Genomic DNA, 15,312 nt, shown 5'->3' with positions numbered 1-15,312 from the left:
TTTGATTTGAAATCATATATAAGAAAAAGAGCTTGGCTAAGGCCAAACTCTCCATTATGATGGACTATTCTTCTTCTACCAAACGTTTAAACTCCGCTTGGATTTCTGTATTTTCTGTTGGTTTTAAGTACATGGTTCCACCATTAGTCGTCGGTGAATGAAAGACAATCGCTTCTCCCGTATTGGTTATCGCAAAAAAGTAACTATGAACATCCGGATATTTATTCCAATTGCTATAACGCTCTACTATTCGGTACTGGGCATTTCCTAGACCTGTATCCGAGTACTCAGCATTCATTTTCTCACTTGGTCCATCATCCCTAAGTGTGTAGAGGTGGTCAGCACCGACATCTCCTCCTGCGATCCCCTTTTGGTAATTGGGTTGACCAAGTCTTCCCCCCCAGTCCTTTATAAAAGCTTCAAGTTTCGCCGATTTGTTAGCATTCCAAGGAGCTTTGGTAGCCGTTGGAGCACTCATCGAACTGGTAGCAACCTCAAATTCCTGCCAATCAAATCCCCTTAAATCAATTTGATCGGATGCATTTTTTCCAAAATCAGCAGCAATATCATTTGCTTGTATTTGAATCTCTTTTTCTTGGAGGATAGTCGCTTGCTCTTGCTTAGCATTAAGCTGATAAAGAGTTCCATAACCTTGACCCGTACCTGAGGACCAGCTAAGCTCCAGAACCTCTCCTCCTTTATAGACAAGCGCAGCATTTCTTGCTCCACCATGACCAGCAGTAAATCCTTCAGCTAAAAGGACTGGTTTCTCGGCTTTCAAATAATATAGGCCGGTTAAGAAATATTTGCCACTCACATTTAGGTCCGCAATCAGAAGTTCCTCTATCCCATCGTTATTTAAATCTGCAAAGGCATAACGCATTTCATCTGCTTGGTTGACCGCATTTTCAATTGCCCAACTATTGATTGGACGCTCAGTTGCTTGTAAATTTTGATAGAGACTTGCGATGCTTGCTGTATCCTTTGGCGAGGTCAAAATCTTTTGATAATCCTCAAATACAGGCTGGTACAACTTCTTGTAATCCTTTTTCACCTCTTTTTTAGTAACTTTTTTACCGGAAGATGATATAGACGATGTTTCCGAGCTGTTATTCAACTGACTAGAATGTCGAGGAGTTCGTTTGCTACAACCAACCGTAATAAGTCCTGCTAGTAAGAGAATAAAGGCTCCTAACTTCTCTTTTCGTTTCATAAGCTTCTCCTTCTGTGTCATCCTTGATATTTATACTTTTCTCTTTATATTATACCAAAAAAGAAGGCTACACCTGATGATTTGTGTAAAACCTTCTTATTTTATTTGATTTAATTTGGGTTCTTTTGCTCTCGCCAACCTGGATTGTCCTGGATTTCAAGATGCTACTTGATCAAGGCGACCACTTCATTATTGCTTGGAAGACATAATCCTTGTTCACGATTTGGTCATCACTAGCCTTAGCAAAGCGAAAAATCTGACCGATTAGAATATCAAAACATTATTTTTCGACCATACCACTGTTAATGAGACTTTCTTTCGTCACAGAATAACTAACTGTACTGTCATTTAGAGGATTAAAGCCTGGTACGATTTCTTTTAGCTTTTGCAAATCGATTTTCGTGTAATCAATTGTATTGTAGATATAGAAGATACCGTCTTTGTATTCTGATGTCAGTTCAAATCCGTTTCCCATCAGATCTTTGAATTTTTCTTGGCTTATGGCAACGGCTTCTTTCATTTCTTCAAGAGGGTTGTCTCCACCCATTTTTGAAATATTATAATCATCAACCTTTTCTTGTACTAATAAAGTATCTCCCTTGTAATACAAGGTGACGGTTGACTTACCTGCTTCATCACTCGCTTCAAGAACAGTTTTTTGGGCACCTGCTCTTGAGTCTTCTTTTTTAACTTCATCAGTTGATGAATCTTTGGTCTTTGCTTTAGTTGATGATTCAGTTGTCGCTTTTGTCGTAGCTTTAGTGGACGTTTGAACGGTAGATTTTGGTTCCTCTTTTGGTCCGCAACCAACTAGTAGGAGACTAGCTGTTAACAGGATAGTCAGATTTTTTACAGTTTTATTCATTTTGAATCCCTCACTATTTTATGATGTTTAAGAAAATGACTAACGTCTGAAACCAGTCATTTAACAAGATCAACTGTAGATATAGATGTATAAGAAAACCCTCAAAAATGATGTTCGCAGTCCCACCTTATCGATCATTGTAGCCATCTGGGTGGCTGGAATGCCATGCCCAGGCTGTTTGGATGATGGTTTCGATATTATCAAATTTTGGTTGCCATCCGAGGATAGCACGCGCTTTCTCAGAGGATGCGATCAAGGTATCTGGATCTCCTGGTCTGCGATCTGCAATCTCAAGTGGGATCGGATGTCCCGTCACCTTGCGGGCTGCTTCAACGATTTGAAGATTAGAGAATCCAGTCGATGAGCCCAGATTAAAGGCAGTCGATTCATTCCCTTTTCTGAGATACTCCACCGCAAGCAGATGGGCATCTGCCAAGTCAAATGGATGAACATAGTCCCGAACATTGGTCCCATCTGGTGTCTTGTAGTCATCTCCAAAAATAGAGATCTTTTCGCGTTTGCCTTGGGCTACTTGTAAGACGATTGGCAAGAGGTGGGTCTCTGGTCCATGGTCTTCGCCAATCGAGCCGTCAGGCTTAGCACCCGCCACATTAAAGTAACGAAGAGGCACATACTTGATGCCGTAGGCTTGATCAGCCCAGCGCATAATAGTTTCCATCATGAGCTTGCTTTCGCCATAAGGATTGATCGGTTTTTGTGGAGTGGTTTCAAGAATCGGAATCTCTTCTGGAATACCGTAGGTGGCAGCGGTTGAAGAAAAGACGATGTAGTGCACCCCACATTCATGCATGACTTCCAAGAGTTTGACCATGCCAGCTGTATTGTTGTCAAAATATTTCAATGGATCTGCCATAGACTCAGCGACCAGTGAGTAGGCCGCAAAGTGGATGACCGCATCAATATCTGCATGTTCCTTAAAAATCCTGCGCATGAAGTCTTGATCCGCTAGGTCTCCTTGGTAAAAGACGGCATCTGGATGCACCGCTGCACGGTGTCCTGTGACCAGGCTATCGACCACCACGACTTTTTCCTGTCCTTCATTGACCAAGCGGTCTACCATGTGGGAACCAATGTAGCCAGCTCCTCCGAGTACGAGTATTGCCATTTGTTTTCCTTTCGCTTCTTTATCTTCTCTCTTATTGTACCAAATTTCTGCCTCTTCTCCACACTTAAAGTGTCGCGACAAAGCGTCTAAAGGCTGCTTGACCTTCTGCTGTTCGCTTGTAGACACCGGCATCTTCGAGCACGCGCGCAAAGATTTGACCAACTGATTCACGAACAATAGCTTTTGCTTCTGCTTCTTCTGTGATGGATGGGTGAGTGACTTTCAAGTCAGCAGCCCAGTCCTGGTGGTAACTAGCCACACTGCTTTCACGTCCAAGTAGATAGTCTTGAACCTGCTTGAGCTCTTCTTTGAGACGAGGAGGTAAAATCGCCAAGCCCATGACTTCGATTAGGCCGATGTTTTCTTTTTTGATGTGTTGCACATCCGCATGCGGGTGGTAAATGCCATCTTGATGCTCTGGTGAGGTTTGGTTGTCACGGAGCACCAAGTCCAGTTCATAATGCCCATCACGGATCCGTGCAATGGGGGTAATGGTATGGTGGGGCTGACCGTCGGATGCCGCTAAGACTTGCACAGCTGGATCCGAGTAACCTCGCCAGCTTGCTAAAATATGATCTGCCAAGTTAATCAGCTCTTCCTTGTTATCTGACTGCAGACGCAAGACTGACATTGGCCAACGAACGATGCCCACTTGAACCCCTTCGAAGCCAGGAATGGTAAAGGTTTGGTCAAGTTCTGCCAGCTCCATAGGGAAGGTGTGGCGTCCGCCTTGATAATGGTCATGAGTTAGGATGGATCCTCCTACAATGGGTAGATCTGCATTGGAGCCTGCAAAATAGCCTGGAAAAGTCTCTACTATGGTCAAGAGTCGCTCAAAGGTCTTGCGGCTAATGGCCATAGGAACATGCTGGCTATCGAGGAAAATGCAGTGTTCATTGAAGTAGGCATAAGGGGAATATTGAAAGCCCCAGTCATGACCGTCCATGTCAAAGCGGATGATCCGATGATTGGCACGGGCAGGATGGTCTAGGCGACCTTGATAGCCTTCATTTTCAAAACACAGTTGGCAGGCTGGATAATGACTAGCTTTAGCCAGCTTCGCCGCTGCGATGTCTTTAGGATCTTTTTCAGGTTTTGACAGATTGATGGTGATTTCAAGGGAGCCATAGGGAGTTTCTGCCTCAAAAGCGATATTTTGCGCAATCGCCTTGACCTTAATGTAATCATTGCGCTTGGAGAGGGCATAGAAATCTGCAATCGCGTCTTCCTTGGACTGACGATAGGTCTCCTGGAAACGATGATTGACCTGACTAGGACTAGGGGTGATCCAATCCATCAACTCCGCTCCCAAGCTGTCCTTTGCGGCCATGCTATCTTGGATCTTACCATTCGCAACAGCGATTTCCAGCAGCTGATCTTTGAGTGAGATCAAGTCGGCCCGATGAGCTGGGACGTCTAGCCCTTCTTCTCCAATGCGACTCATAACGCGGTTTTTTAGATAAATCCGATCCATCTCTTCATAGTCACTTGCCACAATGACGGCTGTGACAAATGCATCTAATACCAGTTCTGTCATCCTATCTCCTTTTTAATCAAGCACCCGTGTCCCTGCCGCAACCTCTGCAATGTAGAAACTTGGCGCATAGCCAACGATTTCCTCATAGCGTTTGCCGACAGCTTCTTCAAAAGCCTCAACCTTATCTTTGTTAACAAGGGCGATGGCGCAACCACCAAAGCCTGCTCCCGTCATACGAGCACCAAGCACTCCTTCTTGTTCCCAGGCTGTATGCACCAAGGTATCCAATTCAAGTCCAGTTACCTCATAATCGTGTTCTAAGGATACGTGGGAAGCATTCATGAATCGTCCAAAGGCTTCCAAGTCTCCTTCTTCCAGAGCCTTGCGAGCTTGGAGGGTCCGTTGGTTTTCAAGTACCGCATGGCGAGCTCGTTTGATGCGATTTTCATCCTTGATCAAGTAGCTATAGGTATCAAAATCCCAGACATCCAATTCACCCAAGGTTTGGATGTCTAGTTTAGCTTGCAATTCTGAAACAGCTGTTTCACATTCCGCACGGCGTTCATTGTATTTTGAATCAATCAATTCACGGCGTTTATTGGTATTCATAATCACGACGACATTGTCTTTCAAATCAAGGGGCACCAAATCATATTCCAAAGTGTTGGTATCCAGATAAATGGCCCGTTGGTCAGCCCCCATACCGATGGCAAACTGGTCCATGATGCCAGAGTTGACCCCGATAAAATGATTTTCCGTTTGTTTTCCGATCTTAACCAGTTCTACCCGATCCACTTTAAGACCATAGATGGTTTCCGCAATGACGCCCGTCAGCATCTCTAGTGAGGCTGAAGAAGAGAGACCAGATCCATTTGGAATATTACCGTAGACATAGACATCCATCCCCACATCAATGGTGTGACCAGCTTCTTGCAAGAAATGAAGAACGCCTTTTGGATAGTTGGTCCAGTTGTGCTCCTCTTCAAACTGAAGGTTTTCAAGAGGAACTTCAATGATGCCCTTGTCTTCAAAGTTAGCAGAGAAGAAACGAAGAAGCTTATCCTCGCGTTTGCGAGCTGCTCCGTAGGTACCAAGGGTGATAGCTGCAGGGAAGACATGACCCCCGTTATAGTCTGTGTGCTCACCGATTAGATTGATCCGACCTGGTGAGAAGAAGGTATGATCCGCTTCTGCTCCAAAGACTGTTTGAAAAGCGTTCCGAAGTTCTTGAGTATTCATTGCGATTACCTCACTTATATAGTTATTTATCTTTAGTGTAACCCTTTTCATAAAGCAAATCAATTAGTTTACTAAAATTTTAGTAAACTACACTAACCAGGCCAAAGCTATGATATACTAGAAGACAGAAGGAGAAAACTTATGGCTACATTAAAGGATATTGCCAGTCTCGCTAACGTATCCATCGCCACTGTCTCACGTGTGCTGAATCAAGATACTAGTCTTTCTGTAACAGAGGAAACCCGCCACAGAATTTTGACCGTTGCTGACGAACTAGGCTACACCAGACATCAGAAAAGTGGGAACTTTAAGAAAGAAAAACAACAAATTGTCATCATCCAATGGAAAAGTGAAGAGGGAGAGCTGGACGACCTTTACTACTACAACATCCGTTTAGGCATTGAAAAAAGAGCACAGGATCTCGATTATGGCATCCTCCGCTATTTCAATGATATTCCCTTTCGATTAGGAGAGGAACTTGTTGGTGTCCTTTGTATTGGAAAGTTTAGTAGAGTTCAGATTGTCGAGCTAGAAAAGCTAGCCAAGCCTCTGGTTTTTGTCGATAGTAACACTCTCAACCAAGGACATCCTTGTGTCACGACTGAATTTGAAAATGCTGTACAGACTGCCCTTCACTATTTACGAAAGCAAGGGTGTCAAACAATTGGTCTCCTAACCGGAGAGGAAAAAACGACTGACCTATTGGAAAGTATTCCCGATCCTCGGCGAAGAGCCTATCGAAACTATTGTATTGAAAGAAACATTTATCACCCTGAACTCATACTCACAGGTAGTTTTACAGCTCAATCAGGCTACGATCTCATTTCCTCTAAGCTTCAGTCTGGCTCACCTTTACCAGATGCCTATTTTGCTGCGAGTGATAGTTTGGCCATCGGGGCTCTCCGGGCTTTTCAAGAGGCCGGTATTAAGGTCCCTGATGATATCCAACTCATTTCCTTTAATGATACCAGTTTAGCCAAGCAAGTCTTTCCTCCCCTCTCGACCATCACTGTTTTTACAGAAGAAATGGGACGAACCGCTATGGATGTCCTAAATAAACAAGTCCTATCTCCGAGAGAAATACCCACCCTCACTATGCTAGGAACCAAGCTAACTATTAGAGAAAGTACAAAGAATAGATGATCCTCTATCCTTTCAGAAAATAAGAATTTATGAAAACACACGAAATTTTATACCAGACTTTAGCCCAAGCGAAAGACTATGTCAACGGCGAGCAACTAGCCCAAGAAATGGGGCTGTCTCGCACGTCTATCTGGAAGGCTATTCAACGTCTAGAAAAAGAAGGCATCGAGATTGAGTCCGTCAAAAATCGAGGCTACAAGATACTTTCTGGAGACCTCCTAATACCCCAAGTTATCGAGGAGCATTGTCCTCTAACAGTCTCCTATAATACCCAGTGCCAATCCACCCAGCTAGATGCCAAGAATGCCATGGAAGCTGGTGGACAATCTTCTACTCTTTATCTGGCTCCTTTCCAGACAGCTGGTAAGGGACGTTTTGGGCGCGACTACTACTGTCCTTCTCAAGGGGGAATCTACATGTCTCTCCATCTCAAGCCCAACCTCCCCTTTGATCAAGCTCCCGCCTATACCCTCATGGTCGCAGCTGCTATCTACAAGGCCCTGAAAAATCTGGCCTTATTGGATATTGATATCAAGTGGGTTAATGACATCTACTACAAGGGGAAAAAAGTCGGAGGCATTCTGACTGAAGCCATCAGTTCCATCGAAACAGGCCTTATCACAGATGTCATTATTGGTGTGGGCCTCAATTTTGCCATCACTGATTTTCCAAAGGAACTGAAAGACAAGGCAGGGTCCCTCTTTGGTGCCCAGCCTCCCATTTCCCGCAATGAACTGATTGCTGAGATTTGGAAGGAATTTTTCACCACTCCAGAAGAGGAGTTGATCTACCTCTACAAACAACGTTCACTGGTCCTAGGTAAGGAAGTCCGTTTCGAACAAAATCAGACCAGCTACCAAGGTCTGGCCAGAGATATCTCAGACAGTGGACAACTACTAGTCCAACTGGAGGACGGCCAAGAACGCTGGCTCAACAGTGGCGAAATTTCCCTCAAACAGTGGGACCTGTAAAGCAGACCAACAGCTCAAAAAAGAGTCTGAGACAAAACATTTCTCAGACTCTTTTGTGTGAAGACAGATCAAAGCTTTTTAAAATAATTCTTGATATACTCTAAGCATATATCCAGTAAGAATTTGATAAATAATAATACAATTCCAATCTTCACAAACATGTAATATTTAAATGTGTCATCAAATTCATGCACACGGATCGGAAAGGTGAAGATATTAGACGGATTGATAAGAAAATATAGTGAGATACAAATGGATAAAACCAAGGCCACTATAAAAATTTTTTTATGTAATTGCATTTTTTACCTTACCCTTTCTTGTTTTACAACATTAAATACCAATCACCAATTTTATATAGCCTGATTCATTCTTTTCCTCCTCTTTCTAACAGGCTATTTTTATCGTTTTTACATCTTCATCATACACCAATTTCAAATTAATTCAAGTCTGTTTTTCTAATAATATTTATGGTATAATAAACTTTGAATGATAAACAAAAAAACTCAGCAACTATCTTAGTAAACTCTATAAAATTAACTTTTTAGATAACAGCATGATAAACTTAAGGTTCTTAAAAATTCAAGCATTGTATACATAAAAAAACACCCATCGTGTATACTGACCCCAAAAAGTTAGACAATGAATTGACACAAAGGATTTCGTTCTGTATTGCACAGGACTAAGTCCTTTTCTACAACAAAATAGGCTCTATAATTCCGACGTTGGTTTACCCACTACAGAAATTATAGAGACTCTAAAAAAAGTGCCTCTTGATACTTATTTTAGAAAGCAGACAAACTCCTAATTACATAAAGTAGTCAGTTTACTCTTCAAAAAATGACTGCTATTTTTTGAGTCATGTAAGGAAATTAAAAAATTTCCGCTGTGAGAAAAGTGCCTGAAACACAATTGTTTCAGGCACTCGGGAGTTTTGGAACCTTAGGTCCAAAACTAAGTCATGGAACTTCTTCGAAGTTCGCTGACGTCCGTACTCACCTAAGGAAAGTTTTTAAGTAGACTTTATATTCAATCTAAAATAAGCACCTCTCGGTGCTTATTTTTTATACTTATCTCGTTTTTTCTGATTGAGCTGTTGATCGATACTTTCGACCAATTTCCCTAAGATATAGCTGACTTGCAAATTTCTCAGTATCAAGAGAGCCCAGAAGATAGCTGCAAGGTAGCTTTCTCTCATCACTGCATCATTGAAAAAATAGGTTTCAAAGGCTGTAAAGATAGCCATAGTCCAAAATTGACGTTTATTCATATTGATATTCTACCATGATTTTCTGGAAAAAGCACATCCTAGTCTTCCTGAACAGTAATTTTGTCAGAGAGGAAATCGAAACCTTCCGGAATGACAGACTCTTCTGCTACCTCGACTTCTTCCTTGTGACCACGCGCTTTCTTCGAGAATTCCGCCCGGACCTGGGTCCACTCCTCCATGGAAATGGCCAAAATTTCAGGTGAGAATCCGGCTGCATTGCTTAAAATATTGCCAAACATGGTATTGAGGTTATCTCGCTTCATGGTCTGTTCGGCATTAAAGGCAGACTCAAAAGCAAGAATCGCATGGCGTTCATTTGCCGCAACCGGTTGCGAACCAACTAGCAAGGCCTTATCTGCCCCTGCTAAGCTTTCAATAATTTCCCCCCAAGCATTTTGCAGGCGGATGAGATTGTTACGGGCTAAATCTGGATTTTCAACCGCTTCTTGTAAGATGGCTTGAACCTTATTGCGATCCACTCGATAGCCCTTGCTAGACTTCTGAGGACGGGCTGGTACCGACTTGGCTATAGGAGCCCCGCTCCCTACTTGAGCTAACTGACTTTTCAGTAACTCCACTTCACTTTTGAGTTGGTCCATTTGTGCCAAGAAATCTGCTGGAAGAGCCGTTTGACTAGCTGAAGAGCCCTCACCCTTGTATTCTGCCAAGCGAATGGTCATCATCTCTGTATAGATCTTGGGCTGCAGGCTGTTTTTAATATCCGCTAAGCTCCTTGTCGCAAAATCAATCCAAGCAAAGAGGGTGGCTTGCGGAATGGTTAGATTCTGGTTAAATCGTTCACTGACATGGAGATTTTCTCCACCTGTCTGAACGATTAGAAGATCCCGTAAATACTGTAAGAGATCTGTCACAAAGCGGGCCATATTTTTCCCATTATCAAAAATCAGGTTCAACTGGTCCAAGGCAGCTGTTGCATCTTGTGCCGACAAGGCTGCCACATAGAGATCTAAAGCTTCTTGACTGATGGAGCCTGTGATTTCTTCTGCTGTCTCAGTGGTCAATTGGGCACCAGCTGTCAGGCTGAGGGCCTGGTCCAAAATGGACAAGGCATCCCGCATCCCACCTTCTGCCCGGCGGGCAATAATAGCCACAGCTTCTTCTTCGTAATCAATCCCTTCTTTATCCAAAACAGCTTTTAGGTGGTCTTGAATGGCTGGCGTCTTGATGGATTTGAACTCAAAACGTTGAACCCGTGAAAGAATAGTTGCTGGAATCTTGTGCAATTCCGTTGTTGCTAAAATAAAGACCACATTTTCTGTCGGTTCTTCCAAGGTCTTGAGAAGGGCATTAAAGGCTCCCGTTGAGAGCATGTGCACCTCGTCGATAATATAGACCTTATGAGGGGCCAAGCTAGGCGCATAGGTCGATTTATCGCGGATATCGCGGATCTCATCCACCCCATTATTTGAGGCTGCGTCAATCTCGATGACATCCTCTAGACTGCCATTGGTAATGGCTTCACAGATATAACATTCGTTACAAGGCTCTCCCCCTTTTTGATTGGGGCAGTTCATGGCCTTGGCAAAGATTTTCGCCACACTCGTCTTCCCCGTCCCACGAGGGCCAGAAAAGAGATAGGCATGGCTAATTTTCCCCTGTTCGACAGCTTGTCGTAGGGTCGTCGCAATAACCTCTTGCCCTACAAGCTGGCCAAAGGTCTGGCTTCGGTATTTACGATAGAGGGCTTGATACATTAGTCTACTACTCCAAACATCCTAAAATTCCAATTTGTTTTTTCAAGCAAGATGGCTACAAAACGTTCCAAATAAAGGCGATCTAGGTCGTCATAATCTCCCACCCGATCCGAATCTAGATCCAACACTCCCAACAACTGGTCCTTCAAGACCATAGGAACCACAATCTCACTCATGGCCCGACTGTCACAAGAGATATAATTGGCATGCTGGGTCACATCCTCGATGACCAGCGTCTCTCTTTTCTCCGCTGCTTCTCCACAGACACCTTTTCCTAGAGCGATATGGACACAAGATACCTGTCCTTGAAAGGGGCCTAGAATCAACTCTTTTTGATCATAGAGGTAAAAGCCTGCAAAGACGGAATGCGGTAGAGCTTGATTAAGCAAAGCACTGGCATTGGCTAAATTGGCCAAGGCATTGTTCTCTCCTTCTAAGAGAGCTTCTAACTGGGCTAGTAGGAGTTTGTAATTTGATTCTTTTTCTTGCGTATTCATACCCTTTATTATACCAAACTTTGGCTAGAAAATTAAGTATTTACCACGGAGCAAGCCTTGATAAAAAACCGACTAGACATCAGAAGTACCAAGCAATTGTTCTCAATAAAAAAGCCAAGGAGCAAGGTCCCTGACTTTGTAAAAATTCATTTAAGCGTCTCTCCGAACATATTGAATCGCCCGATATGTCAGAAAGATGGTCAGAACAAGGGAAACAAACCAAATTGTCCGAAGTCCATAATATTGGATGAGGAAGGTCGAAAGAATAGCCCCTCCGACAAAACTCCCAATCAAGGAGGTCATAAAGAGGGATTCCCAGAAAAACTCCATCTTGCGCTCCCGCACAAAATTCCCGTAAGCGACCATGGTCTTCTTGAGATTCCCTGTCATAAAGGAATGGTTGTAAGCATAGCCATCGACTTCTCCAAAGGAAATGGCTACAATCCCTAGGCTCAGTCCAAAGAAAGGCACGATCAGAACATTGGGCACTTCTTTTGGCAGAAAGCCTGCCACCAAGGTCGTCAGGACCAAAGGAACTAAGGTACTAAGTCGCCAAACCGAATGGCTAAAGAAGCGCTGAAAGACGGTCATCAAAAAAATCCCGATCATAAAGGCCAACATGGTGGCTAGTTTGACCTCCACATCAGATATTTCATGGCCGATTAACCCCACGGATAGAAAGACCACGTTTCCCGTTTGGCCAGCCGCCAAGGTCCCTCCTCTTTCGATAAAGGTGTAGGCATCTGAAAAACCTGCACACATAGTCAGCAGGCAGGCAAAAGCCTTACTTCTGGAGTGAAACTCCCTTCTTAACTTTTTCATATTTCTCCCTATTTGTCATGGAAAAGAGGCTGGGACACTACTTCCTAACCTCTCTCATTTGTTATCTTATCCTTCACGTGATTCGCTCAAAATCTTCTCAATCTTAGTCGTAATCAAATCGATGGCTACAGTATTGGTCACACCTTCTGGAATGATGACATCCGCATAGCGCTTGGTTGGCTCGATAAACTGATGGTACATCGGCTTCACCACTCCCAAGTACTGCTCGATGACGCTGTCCAAACTCCGACCACGCTCTTCCATATCTCGCTTGATCCGGCGAATGATCCGCACATCATCATCGGTATCAACGAAAATCTTGATATCCATCAAGTCACGAAGACGCTTGTCCTCCAAGACCAAAATCCCCTCAACGATAAAGACATCCTGAGGCTCCTGGCGATAAGTCTTAGCACTACGCGTATGCGCTGCATAGTCATATGTTGGAATATCAACCGGACGTCCAGCCAACAACTCATTGATTTGCTCGATCATGAGGTCTGTATCAAAGGCAAAAGGATGGTCATAGTTGGTCTGAATCCGCTCTTCAAAGGTTAAATGGCTTTGATCCTTGTAATAAGAATCGTGCTCAATCATGGCAATCTTCTCATCCGGGAAGTGGGACAAAATTGCCCGAGAAACACTAGTTTTCCCCCCACCAGAACCGCCTGTTACACCGATAATAATTGGTCTGTTTCGCATCTTCTTCTCCATTTTCTATAATCCTATTTATTCTATCACAAAAGCGGTCACTTGACCACGACTTGAACCATTTTTCTATGGCTTTCATCCAAAATCAAAGAAGGATCTCCTTTCCCCTTCCGTCCCAGTTTGAAAGGCCCATTCCATCTTTTTAGGGTGAAACATGATATAATGAAACCAGTAAATACCTGATTGAAAGGAGCTGCCATGCTAAAACTCGGTATCATCGGCACCAGTGCCATCTCCCATTCCTTCCTGGCTGCAGCTAAAGAAACAGACCAGTATGAGTTAAGAGCGGTCTATTCACGGACCTTGGAGAAAGCTCGTAGTTTCACCCAACCTTATGGACAAGTGGCCCTCTATGATGATCTGATTGCCTTTTTAGATAGTGACCTGGATGTCATCTACATTGCTAGTCCCAATTCACTCCACTATCCTCAGGCAAAGTTAGCCCTTCTAGCTAAGAAACATGTCATCCTTGAAAAACCAGCCGTCACTACTCCCAAGGAATGGGAAGAGTTGGTCAAATTGGCCAAGGAGCACCAGGTCTATCTCTTTGAAGCAGCTCGCAACTATCATGAAAAAGCCTTTGCGACCATCCAAGACTTTCTCAAAGACAAGACCATCTTGGGTGGCCACATGACCTATGCCAAATACTCTTCTAAGATGCCTGAGTTCTTAAAAGGGTCTACTCCCAATATTTTCTCTGACCAGTTTGCAGGCGGAGCCCTTATGGATCTGGGTGTCTATCCCCTCTACTTTGCAATCGGCCTCTTCGGTCAACCTGAATCAGTAACCTATCAGGCGCGGCAATTGCCTAATTCAATCGATTTGAACGGACATGGTAACTTGGTTTATTCTGACTTTGTCATCGGCATTCAAGCCGGCAAAGATGTGACCAGCAATCTTCCTGCTGAAATCTACACAACAGATGGCACCCTCTTTCTGAGTGGCATTGAAGCCGTTAACGAGGCTGTTTTTCAAGACCATTCTGGAAACAGCTACCAGCTTCTAATCACTCCTGCCCCTCATAACATGCTAGAAGAAGCCCAGGCCTTTGCTAGTATGATGACAGAAGGCGACCAGATACTTTACCAGACTTGGCTCCAAACTGGACAGATGGTCCATCAAGCCCTCTATGCTATGCGCCAAGATGCTGGAATACACTTTAAGGACGAAAACTAATATGACACTAGCATTCCCACCGCTCTGGCAAGAGCAACTCAAAACCCTCGGCTTTGAGCAACTCACTGAAATCCAAGAACGCCTCTTTGAGCCGATTACCCAAGGGGAGAACGTACTTGGAGTCAGCCCGACAGGAACTGGGAAGACTCTGGCCTATCTCTTCCCTAGTCTTCTCAAGCTAAAGCCTAAAAAAGCACAACAATTGCTGATCCTCTCCCCCAATACAGAATTGGCCGGACAAATCTTTGATGTCACTAAACAATGGGCAGAGCCTCTTGGACTCAGTGCTCAACTTTTCCTTTCTGGCTCTAGTCAAAAACGGCAAATCGAACGTCTCAAAAAAGGACCCGAAATTCTCATCGGAACTCCAGGCCGTATTTTTGAGTTGATCAAGCTCAAGAAAATCAAGATGATGAATGTCGATACCATCGTTCTGGACGAATTTGACCAACTTTTCAGCGACTCTCAGTATCACTTTGTCGACAAGATTTGTCACTACGCGCCACGAGATCATCAATTTATCTATATGAGTGCAACGACCAAGTTTGATCCAGAGCAAATCGAGCCCAATACCCTGACCATTCAGGTAGAAGGGCAAAGCTTGGACAATATCCAGCACTTCTATATGGAAGTGGACAAGCGAGAAAAGGTCGAACTCCTCAGAAAACTATCCAATGTCGAAGACTTTCGTGGCCTCGTTTTCTTCAATAGCTTGTCCGACTTAGGGAGCGCTGAAGAAAAACTCCAGTACCGAGAAGTTAGCGCTGTCTCACTTGCTAGTGACGTCAACGTCAAATTCCGGAAAGTCATTCTGGAACGCTTTAAGGATCATCAGCTGACACTCCTTCTGGCAACAGATTTGGTAGCGCGGGGAATCGATATCGACTCACTAGAATGTGTCGTCAACTATGAAGTTCCAAGAGATGCCGAAACCTACATCCACCGATCTGGGCGTACCGGACGCATGGGCAAAGAAGGCTATGTCATCACCTTGGTTAGCCATCCAGAAGAATTAAAAAGCTTGAAAAAATTAACCCCTGTTCGTCCTTTGATCCTTAAGGGAGCTCAACTCTATATAGGGGAAGAATAA

Annotated in this window: 14 protein-coding genes; 4 read left to right on the top strand and 10 right to left on the bottom strand. The window is 43.8% G+C overall.

Features of this window, described 5'->3' with window-relative positions; translation table 11 throughout:
* Positions 1–64 precede the first annotated feature (64 nt).
* The 5 genes from ADH27_RS08340 to ADH27_RS08320 form a co-directional block, all read right to left on the bottom strand.
* The gene (locus ADH27_RS08340; RefSeq protein WP_048717291.1) at positions 65–1,213 is read right to left on the bottom strand and encodes a DUF4767 domain-containing protein; all 1,149 of its coding nucleotides are present in this window, start codon (positions 1,211–1,213) and stop codon (positions 65–67) included.
* 280 nt (positions 1,214–1,493) lie between these two features.
* Complete coding sequence (locus tag ADH27_RS08335) at positions 1,494–2,078, bottom strand: DUF1307 domain-containing protein (protein WP_048717289.1); 585 nt, start codon at positions 2,076–2,078, stop codon at positions 1,494–1,496.
* Between the two features lie 127 nt (positions 2,079–2,205).
* The gene (galE, locus tag ADH27_RS08330) at positions 2,206–3,204 is read right to left on the bottom strand and encodes a UDP-glucose 4-epimerase GalE (RefSeq protein WP_048717287.1); all 999 of its coding nucleotides are present in this window, start codon (positions 3,202–3,204) and stop codon (positions 2,206–2,208) included.
* A gap of 64 nt (positions 3,205–3,268) precedes the next feature.
* Positions 3,269–4,741, bottom strand: a complete 1,473-nt coding sequence (gene galT, locus ADH27_RS08325; RefSeq protein ID WP_048717285.1) for a UDP-glucose--hexose-1-phosphate uridylyltransferase — start codon at positions 4,739–4,741, stop codon at positions 3,269–3,271.
* Between the two features lie 12 nt (positions 4,742–4,753).
* On the bottom strand, positions 4,754–5,920 hold the full coding sequence (locus ADH27_RS08320) for a galactokinase (RefSeq protein ID WP_048717283.1): 1,167 nt from the start codon (positions 5,918–5,920) through the stop codon (positions 4,754–4,756).
* Positions 5,921–6,061: 141 nt separating this feature from the next.
* On the opposite strand from ADH27_RS08320, the gene ADH27_RS08315 reads away from it, so the two are divergent.
* Complete coding sequence (locus tag ADH27_RS08315; protein WP_048717281.1) at positions 6,062–7,063, top strand: LacI family DNA-binding transcriptional regulator; 1,002 nt, start codon at positions 6,062–6,064, stop codon at positions 7,061–7,063.
* A gap of 29 nt (positions 7,064–7,092) precedes the next feature.
* Positions 7,093–8,034: a bifunctional biotin--[acetyl-CoA-carboxylase] ligase/biotin operon repressor BirA gene (gene birA, locus ADH27_RS08310; protein WP_048717280.1), complete on the top strand. Its 942-nt coding sequence runs from the start codon at positions 7,093–7,095 to the stop codon at positions 8,032–8,034.
* A 1,054-nt stretch (positions 8,035–9,088) separates the two neighbouring features.
* Here the strand turns inward: birA and ADH27_RS08300 are convergent.
* The 5 genes from ADH27_RS08300 to udk form a co-directional block, all read right to left on the bottom strand.
* Positions 9,089–9,301 (bottom strand): DUF3272 family protein, encoded by a 213-nt coding sequence (locus ADH27_RS08300; protein WP_048690913.1) that lies wholly within the window; start codon positions 9,299–9,301, stop codon positions 9,089–9,091.
* A 38-nt stretch (positions 9,302–9,339) separates the two neighbouring features.
* On the bottom strand, positions 9,340–11,016 hold the full coding sequence (dnaX, locus tag ADH27_RS08295; RefSeq protein WP_048717277.1) for a DNA polymerase III subunit gamma/tau: 1,677 nt from the start codon (positions 11,014–11,016) through the stop codon (positions 9,340–9,342).
* Positions 11,016–11,513: a GAF domain-containing protein gene (locus tag ADH27_RS08290; protein WP_048717275.1), complete on the bottom strand. Its 498-nt coding sequence runs from the start codon at positions 11,511–11,513 to the stop codon at positions 11,016–11,018. The genes dnaX and ADH27_RS08290 overlap by 1 nt, the downstream gene beginning before the upstream one ends.
* A 150-nt stretch (positions 11,514–11,663) precedes the next feature.
* Entirely contained in the window at positions 11,664–12,335 is a 672-nt protein-coding gene (locus ADH27_RS08285) for a YoaK family protein (RefSeq protein WP_048717274.1), read from the bottom strand.
* A 66-nt stretch (positions 12,336–12,401) separates the two neighbouring features.
* Positions 12,402–13,037 (bottom strand): uridine kinase, encoded by a 636-nt coding sequence (gene udk / locus ADH27_RS08280; RefSeq protein WP_048691384.1) that lies wholly within the window; start codon positions 13,035–13,037, stop codon positions 12,402–12,404.
* Positions 13,038–13,244: 207 nt separating this feature from the next.
* Here udk and ADH27_RS08270 point away from each other — a divergent pair, with 207 nt between their 5' ends.
* Positions 13,245–14,222 carry a Gfo/Idh/MocA family protein gene (locus ADH27_RS08270; protein ID WP_048717272.1) on the top strand — a complete coding sequence of 326 codons (978 nt, stop codon included), beginning with the start codon at positions 13,245–13,247 and terminating at the stop codon, positions 14,220–14,222.
* 1 nt (position 14,223) lies between these two features.
* Positions 14,224–15,312 (top strand): DEAD/DEAH box helicase, encoded by a 1,089-nt coding sequence (locus ADH27_RS08265; protein WP_048717271.1) that lies wholly within the window; start codon positions 14,224–14,226, stop codon positions 15,310–15,312.

The sequence above is a fragment of the Streptococcus sp. 343_SSPC genome, assembly GCF_001072385.1.
Taxonomy (GTDB): Bacteria; Bacillota; Bacilli; order Lactobacillales; family Streptococcaceae; genus Streptococcus.
This window is presented reverse-complemented; position numbering and strand designations above follow the sequence as displayed.

What these genes read in the sequence shown, in the direction of transcription:
- ADH27_RS08340 (WP_048717291.1), bottom strand. Translation starts at nt 1,213, where the DNA reads ATGAAACGAAAAGAGAAGTTAGGAGCCTTTATTCTCTTACTAGCAGGA.
- ADH27_RS08320 (WP_048717283.1), bottom strand. Translation starts at nt 5,920, where the DNA reads ATGAATACTCAAGAACTTCGGAACGCTTTTCAAACAGTCTTTGGAGCA.
- ADH27_RS08285 (WP_048717274.1), bottom strand. Translation starts at nt 12,335, where the DNA reads ATGAAAAAGTTAAGAAGGGAGTTTCACTCCAGAAGTAAGGCTTTTGCC.
- galE (WP_048717287.1), bottom strand. Translation starts at nt 3,204, where the DNA reads ATGGCAATACTCGTACTCGGAGGAGCTGGCTACATTGGTTCCCACATG.
- dnaX (WP_048717277.1), bottom strand. Translation starts at nt 11,016, where the DNA reads ATGTATCAAGCCCTCTATCGTAAATACCGAAGCCAGACCTTTGGCCAG.
- ADH27_RS08315 (WP_048717281.1), top strand. Translation starts at nt 6,062, where the DNA reads ATGGCTACATTAAAGGATATTGCCAGTCTCGCTAACGTATCCATCGCC.
- ADH27_RS08265 (WP_048717271.1), top strand. Translation starts at nt 14,224, where the DNA reads ATGACACTAGCATTCCCACCGCTCTGGCAAGAGCAACTCAAAACCCTC.
- ADH27_RS08270 (WP_048717272.1), top strand. Translation starts at nt 13,245, where the DNA reads ATGCTAAAACTCGGTATCATCGGCACCAGTGCCATCTCCCATTCCTTC.
- ADH27_RS08300 (WP_048690913.1), bottom strand. Translation starts at nt 9,301, where the DNA reads ATGAATAAACGTCAATTTTGGACTATGGCTATCTTTACAGCCTTTGAA.
- ADH27_RS08290 (WP_048717275.1), bottom strand. Translation starts at nt 11,513, where the DNA reads ATGAATACGCAAGAAAAAGAATCAAATTACAAACTCCTACTAGCCCAG.
- ADH27_RS08335 (WP_048717289.1), bottom strand. Translation starts at nt 2,078, where the DNA reads ATGAATAAAACTGTAAAAAATCTGACTATCCTGTTAACAGCTAGTCTC.
- galT (WP_048717285.1), bottom strand. Translation starts at nt 4,741, where the DNA reads ATGACAGAACTGGTATTAGATGCATTTGTCACAGCCGTCATTGTGGCA.
- udk (WP_048691384.1), bottom strand. Translation starts at nt 13,037, where the DNA reads ATGCGAAACAGACCAATTATTATCGGTGTAACAGGCGGTTCTGGTGGG.
- birA (WP_048717280.1), top strand. Translation starts at nt 7,093, where the DNA reads ATGAAAACACACGAAATTTTATACCAGACTTTAGCCCAAGCGAAAGAC.